General features: G+C 72.1%; 7 protein-coding genes. 2 read left to right on the top strand and 5 right to left on the bottom strand.

What is annotated here, in order from left to right; all coding sequences use genetic code 11:
• Positions 1-7: 7 nt before the first annotated feature.
• The 5 genes from KVS71_RS03770 to KVS71_RS03790 form a co-directional block, all read right to left on the bottom strand.
• The gene (locus KVS71_RS03770) at positions 8-1,090 is read right to left on the bottom strand and encodes an ABC transporter permease (RefSeq protein WP_144881851.1); all 1,083 of its coding nucleotides are present in this window, start codon (positions 1,088-1,090) and stop codon (positions 8-10) included.
• On the bottom strand, positions 1,087-1,971 hold the full coding sequence (locus KVS71_RS03775; RefSeq protein ID WP_217583919.1) for an ATP-binding cassette domain-containing protein: 885 nt from the start codon (positions 1,969-1,971) through the stop codon (positions 1,087-1,089). The genes KVS71_RS03770 and KVS71_RS03775 overlap by 4 nt, the downstream gene beginning before the upstream one ends.
• Before the next feature lie 106 nt (positions 1,972-2,077).
• Positions 2,078-3,259 carry a benzoate/H(+) symporter BenE family transporter gene (locus tag KVS71_RS03780; protein ID WP_144881853.1) on the bottom strand — a complete coding sequence of 394 codons (1,182 nt, stop codon included), beginning with the start codon at positions 3,257-3,259 and terminating at the stop codon, positions 2,078-2,080.
• Between the two features lie 38 nt (positions 3,260-3,297).
• Entirely contained in the window at positions 3,298-3,987 is a 690-nt protein-coding gene (locus KVS71_RS03785) for a response regulator transcription factor (RefSeq protein ID WP_217583869.1), read from the bottom strand.
• A complete protein-coding gene (locus tag KVS71_RS03790; protein ID WP_217583871.1) occupies positions 3,984-5,237 on the bottom strand; it encodes a sensor histidine kinase in 1,254 nt (417 codons plus the stop codon). The genes KVS71_RS03785 and KVS71_RS03790 overlap by 4 nt, the downstream gene beginning before the upstream one ends.
• 79 nt (positions 5,238-5,316) lie before the next feature.
• Between KVS71_RS03790 and KVS71_RS03795 the strand changes: the two genes are divergently transcribed.
• The gene (locus KVS71_RS03795; protein ID WP_368874547.1) at positions 5,317-6,513 is read left to right on the top strand and encodes an MFS transporter; all 1,197 of its coding nucleotides are present in this window, start codon (positions 5,317-5,319) and stop codon (positions 6,511-6,513) included.
• A 35-nt stretch (positions 6,514-6,548) separates the two neighbouring features.
• The coding region (locus tag KVS71_RS03800) for a hypothetical protein (RefSeq protein ID WP_217583873.1) at positions 6,549-6,829 on the top strand (281 nt) is incomplete at its 3' end.

Here is a 6,829-nt window from a genome sequence, read left to right on the forward strand (position 1 = left end):
CCCGGGATCAGCCGCGCAGAGCCTCGGCGAGCTTCACGCGCGAGCCCATCCGGAGCAGGGAGTTCTCGTAGATCTTCGCGCCGACGACGATCGCCGCGACGCAGCTCGCCAGGAGGATCGCGAGGCTCAGGAGCGGCTCCCACCACTGCGCCTCGCCGACGAACAAGCGCATCGGCATGCCGACCGGAGCCGAGAACGGCACGTACGACATGATCGTCAGCACCAGCGGGTTGTCGTTGAACACGATCACCAGCACGTACGGCGCCATGATGAGCATCGTGATGGGGGTCGTCGTCGATCCGATGTCCTCCTGCCGGGAGACCATGGAGGCCGCCGCCGCGAACATCGCCGCGAGCAGGATGAACCCGAACAGGAAGAACACCGCGAACCAGATGATGGGGGCGCCCAGGGTGGTCAGCACCTCGCGCTGACCCGTCACGATGAGCCCTATGGTGGCGACGGCCGCGAGGGCGAGGATCTGCCCCATCGCGAGCACCGTGTTGCCGATCACCTTGCCGGCGAGCAGCGTGCGCGCCGGGATCGCCGACAGCAGCACCTCCACGACCCGGGTCTGCTTCTCCTCGACCACACTCTGCGCGATGGTGCCGCCGAAGGTCGCCGCGGCCATCATGAAGACGAGACCGAAGGCGATCGCGATGAAGTAGCGCAGCAGCGGGTTGGTGGTGACCGGTTCGAGGATCACGACCTCGGGGGACAGCGACAGCGCGGACACGAGCGATCCGGGGGCGTCCTCCAGCGCGACGATCGTGTAGCCCGCGGCGTTGTCCCCCGCGAGCACCGCCGCATCGACGTCCCCCTCGCGGACCAGCTCCTCGGCGTCGGCGCGAGAGGCGACCTCGGTCACCTCGACGTCGGGCAGTGCGGACACGGCGGTCGCGGTCTCCGAGGTCACGGCCACCGGCATGGCGTCGTTGTTCTGACTCGCGAAGCCGCCGAACAGCACGCCGGCGAGGGCGATGAGCAGCAGGATGCCGGTCGAGATCAGGAACGCCTTGCTGCGGAGCTTGGAGCCGATCTCCCGCTCGGCGACCAGCCAGATCCCGTTCCGTGCGGGGGTCGAGGCATTCACTGGATGACCTCCTTGAAGATCTGGGCGAGGGAGGGGTGCTTGGGCGCGAAGCTCGCGACGTCGCCGCGCGCGACCGCCGACTGCAGCACGCGCTGGGCGGTGTCGGGGCCGTCCGCGTCGAAGAGCGCGTAGCCGCCCTCGAAGTCGACGACCGTGACCCCGGGCTCGGTGCGCAGCCAGCCGGCGTCTCCCGCCGAGATGAGCTCGTACCGGTCGCGGGCGTGCTCGGCGCGAAGCCCGTCCCGGGACCCGGCGGCACGGATGGTGCCCCCCGCGAGGATGACGAGGTCGTCGCAGAGACGCTCGACCACGTCCAGCTGATGGGAGGAGAAGAGGATCGAGGCCCCGCGGGCCGCGCTGGCCTGCAGCACTCCGGCGACGACGTCCACTGCGATGGGGTCCAGGCCGGAGAAGGGCTCGTCGAGGATCAGCACCTCGGGGTCGTGCACGAGCGACGCGGCGATCTGCGCCCGCTGCTGATTGCCCAGCGACAGCGATTCGATCGTGTCGTCGAGGCGCTCGCCGAGTCCGAGCTCCGTGAGCAGCGCGGTCGCCCGCTCCGTCGCCTCCGGCTTGCTGAACCCGTGGAGGCGCGCGAGGTAGACGATCTGCTCCAGGACCTTCATCTTCGGGTACAGGCCGCGCTCCTCGGGCATGTACCCGAAGCGGCGGCGGTCGGCGGTGGTGAGGGGCGTCCCGTCGAGGTCGACTCGTCCGCCGTCCGACGACAGCAGACCGAGGATGATGCGCATGGTCGTGGTCTTGCCGGCGCCGTTGCCGCCGACGAAGCCGGTGAGCCGGCCCGGCGCGACCGTGAACGACACGTCGTCCAGCACCCGGCGGCTGCCGTAGCTCTTGGTGATGCCGGAGAGTTCCAGCAGTCCGGTGGTCATGTCGTGGTGCTCCGTCCGAAGGTGATCCGCATGACCTTCACGCTATTGAGCGCGGGCGGGGTGGGGCATCCCCCGCAGGGGGGACGGCGACGGATCAGCCGCGGGACGGACGGCCGGCGTGCAGCACCGTGCGCACGAGCAGGCCGGCGACCAGTGCCCAGAACGCCGCGCTCACCCCGAGCACGGCGATGCCGGAGGCGGCGACGAGGAACGTGACGACCGCGGGGAGGCGCTCGCCGGGGTCGTCGATCGCCTGCTGGACGGCCGCGCCGAAGGCGCCGAACAGCGCCAGCCCCGCGACCGCCGGGATCACCGCCGTCGGGGCGAGCACGACGAGCGTGGCGAAGGCGGCGGAGAACGCGCCCAGCACGAGATAGGACGCCCCCGTCGAGACCCCGGCGAGCCAGCGCCGGTCCGGATCGGGGTCCGCGTCAGGGGACGCGGCGAGGGCCGCGCTGATGGCGGCGAGGTTGATCGCGTGACCGCCCGCCGGAGCGCCGACGGCGGTGCCGAGACCTGTCACGAGCATCGCCGGACGCCACGGGACCTCGTAGCCGAAGCTGCGCATGATCGCGATACCCGGCACGTTCTGCGACGCCATGGTCACGATGAACAGCGGCAGCGCGATGCCGACCAGGGCCCCGACGGTGAAGGCCGGCATCGTCAGCTCGAACCGCGGCAGGAGGACGGCTGGGTCGACCGGGGTCCCTGCGGAGACCAGCGAGACGGCGACGACCGCAGCCGCGGCGACGAAGGCCAGCGGCACGGCCCACCGGGGAGCCAGCCGGGCGAAGACCAGCCAGGTCAGCACGACCGGGAGCACGCCCCACGGATTCGCGACGACCCCCGTGATCGGCGCGAGGCAGAGCGGCAGCAGCACTCCCGCCAGCATGGCCTGCGCGATCGACGGCGGGATCCGGGCGATCAGGGCCCCGAGCGCGGGCCAGAGCGCCGTGAGGAGGATGAGGGCCGCGGCCACGAGGAAGGCCCCGACCGCGGCCGGCCAGCCGCCCTCGACGCTGCCGGTCGCCACGAGCAGGGCGGCACCGGGAGTGGACCACGCGGCCGTGATCGGCATCCGGTAGCGCCAGGCCAGCACGATGCAGGCGAGCCCCATCGCGAGGCTCACGGCGAGGAGTCCGCTGGCTGCCTGCGCCGCCGACGCGCCGACGGCATCGAGGCCGGTGAGCACCACCGCGAACGAGCTCGTGAACCCCACGAGCGCCGTGACGATCCCGGCGACGATCGGACGGGACACGGGGACGGCGGCGGGCATGGCTCCGAGAGTATCGCGGGCGAGCGGTCCGCCTCCGGTCAGGCCAGCCCCATCCGATGCGCGAGCACGACGGCCTGCACGCGGTCCCTGGCGCCGAGCTTCTGCAGGATGCGGGAGACGTGGGTCTTCACGGTGGCCTCCCCGATGAAGAGGGCGCGGGCGATCTCGGCGTTGCTGCGGGCGTCGGCGAGCAGGGTCAGCACCTCGGCCTCCCGCTCGGTCAGCGGTTCTGCGAGGACGGGGGCCGCGGACGCCTTCGCCACCGCGCGGGCGGGAGCGGCGTCGGCCTTCGCAGTCGCTCCGGCGAAGCGGGTGAGGACGCGGCGCGTCACCTCGGGTGCCAGCATGCCGTCCCCGGCCGCGAGCGCGCGCACCGCGGAGATGAGATCCTCGGCGCCCGCGTTCTTGAGGAGGAATCCGCTCGCGCCGGCTTCGAGCGCCTGATAGAGGTAGTCGTCGCGATCGAACGTCGTCACGATCGCGATCGCGGCGCTCACCGAGGGATCGGCCACGAGGCGGCGCGTCGCCTCGATCCCGTCCATGTCGGGCATCTGCACGTCCATCGTGATGACGTCAGGGCGCAGGTCGGCGGCCTGCGCGACGGCATCCGCCCCGGTCGAGGCCTCGCCGACGACGGTGATGTCGGGCTGGGTGTCGAGGATCGTGCGGAAACCGGCGCGGAGGAGGGCGTGGTCGTCGACGAGGAGCACCCGGATCGGCGCGGTCACCGGGCGTCCTCCGGCACGGGCGCGCCGAGCGGCACCCGCGCTCGCACCCGCACCCCGCCGGGCGCGCGCGGAGCGATCTCGAACGTGCCGCCGGAGGCCGCGGCGCGCTCCCGCATCCCGAGCTGGCCGAGGCCGGGACGCAGCTGGGCGATGGCGCGACCGGTGTTCACGACCTCGACCTCCACGCCGTCCTCGTCGTAGCGCACGCGCACGTCCGCCGTCGCCCCCGGCCCGGCGTGCCGACGGGCGTTGGTCAGCGACTCCTGCGCGATCCGGTAGAGGTTCACGGCGACGAGCGAGGGCACGGGCACCGGATCGCCGATCACGGTGTACGCGGTGGGGAGACCCGCCTCGGCCGATGCCTCCGCCAGGGCGGCGATGTCGTCGAGGGAGACGGTCGATGCCGGCTCGGTCGCGTCGCCGCCGGGGGTCCGCAGAGTCTCCAGCAGCTGGCGCAGCTCCTGGATCGCGTCCCGCGCGGAGGACTCGATCCCGGAGAGGATGCGCGCCGACTGGGCCGGATCGTTCTCGAGCACGAGGCGCGCGGCGCCCGCCTGCACCCCCATGACCGACACGTGGTGGGCGACGACGTCGTGCAGCTCCCGGGCGATCCGCACCCGGTCGAGGGCCACCGCCTGCGCCGCCGTGACCTCGCGCTCGCGCTCCAGTTCGCGGGTGCGCTCCTCCAGCACGGTGCGCTGCTCGGCCGCCGCCCAGGAGCGCTCGCCGAAGTAGTAGGCGCCGCCGAAGTACAGGACGTTGAGGAGGATCTGGATGAGCATGAAGGCCACATAGGGCGACATGGCGCCGGCGACGACGTCCGCCTTGTCCGCCTCGCTGATCGCGTCGCGGTACATGGTGATGAGGAGCCACACGAACATGCCCACGATGATCGCGACACGGACGACGAGCGCCTTCCGGCGGTCGTTCATCCAGGCGCCGACCGTGTAGAGCGCGATGAACATCGCGATGTTGCCGACGTAGATCTCGGGTACCCGGATCGTCACGGCCGTGAAGTACGCCAGCGACACCACGACGGCGACGGTGCCGGGCCAGCGCCGGCGGAACCCGAGCGGCGCCGCCACGACGACGGCGTAGACGAGGGCCGTCCACAGCGGGGCCTGTTCGTCGCCGTAGACCTGGGCGATGGAGGAGAGCGCCGCGCTGAGGATCGCCCCGACGAAGAGGACGAGCGCGAGGAGGAGATCGCCGCGCTGATCGCGCAGGGTCGGCGTCCGGGTGAAGGCCATCCCTCCACCGTAGGGCGGGGGCCGCCGCGCGGCATCCCCCGCGCGGCGGAGGCGAGCGGTACGTCTGCCAGGATCAGGTGTGACCTCCTCGACGCGCCCGCGCCTGGCACCGCTCTACCTCGCCGGATTCACCACCGCGTTCGGCGCGCACGGCATCGCAGCCGCCCTGGGCGCCGAGACCGAGGACATCGGCTGGACGCTGCTGGCGTTCGGCTTCACGCTCGCGCTGTACGACCTTGCGGAGGTGCTGCTCAAGCCGCTCTTCGGGGCGCTCAGCGACCGGGTCGGGGTGCGTCCCGTGATCCTCGGCGGGCTGCTGGCCTTCGCCGCGTTCTCGGTGGTCGGAGCGATGGCCCCGGGAATGATCGGCCTCGTGATCGCACGCTTCGGCCAGGGGGCGGCGGCCTCGGCGTTCTCGCCGGCCTCCTCCGCTGCGGTGGCGCGATTGACGGACGAGGCGTCGCGTGGCCGGTACTTCGGCCGCTACGGCTCCTGGAAGAGTCTCGGATATGCGCTCGGCCCCCTGCTCGGTGCGCTGCTGGTGGTGGCGGGCGGCATCCCGGCGCTGTTCTGGGCCCTGGCCGTGCTCGGGCTGGCCGCGGCGGGATGGGTGCTGGTCGCCGTCCCGGTCGTGCCCGTGCTGCCCCGGAAACGGGTGACCCTCGTCGACCTCGGCCGGGAGATCCTCGCCCCGGGATTCCTCGTCCCGACGCTGGTGCTGGCGGCGACGACCGGCGCGCTCGCCGTGGCCGTCGGCTTCCTGCCCCTGCTCGGGCGGGAGGCCGGACTCGGCACCGTGGGCAGCATGGCGATCGTCACGGTACTGGCGGTCGTGTCGAGCATCGTGCAGCCCCTGGTCGGTGCGGCGCACGACCGCGGCCGGCTCTCGGTCCGCCTCGGCGCAGTCGGCGGGCTGCTTCTCATCGGCGTGGGCATAGGCCTCTCGGCCCTCTGGGTGACCCCGGTCGTGTTGTGCCTCACGGGTGTGCTGGTCGGTGCCGGGGTGGGGCTGGCCACGCCGGTGGCGTTCTCGCACCTCGCGGCATCGACGCCCGCCGAACGGATGGGGCGCACGATGGGCAGCGCGGAGCTGGGCCGGGAGCTGGGCGACGCGGGCGGTCCGCTCGTCGCGGGGGCCGTGGCGACGGTGACGGTGCCGGCGGTCGGGATCGGCGTGATCGCGGCGCTCACGGCGGGGGCGGGCGCCCTGGCTCTCCTCGGGCTGCGACCGCCGAGTGCCGACGCGCGACCGAGTGGAGAGATGGCGTGCAAGTGAGTAGAACCGTGCTGTGGGGAGTAATGGGGGCGGGGGTGGCCATCTTCCTCGTGGTGATATGCGCGGTCTTGGTCATTCCTGCTCTCACGAAGACACCGGGGCCCGGCGATCAGTTCGAGTTTCCGATCAGCTGGCAGCGATCGAAGGACCCAGCGGTCCGGGATGCCACCAACCCACCCATCGAGCTCTACGAGGACGGAACTGCCCGACTATCGGGAATCTCATCGGCGCACATCGAAGAGTCTGCTGACGCCAGGCTTTGTGTCGCTGACGCCAGCGTGGCAGTTGCTGGCGATGCGCGTTGGGAGGTGGACGA

The organism is Microbacterium sp. GbtcB4, from assembly GCF_019091465.1.
In the GTDB taxonomy this organism is placed as follows: Bacteria; Actinomycetota; Actinomycetes; order Actinomycetales; family Microbacteriaceae; genus Microbacterium; species Microbacterium paraoxydans.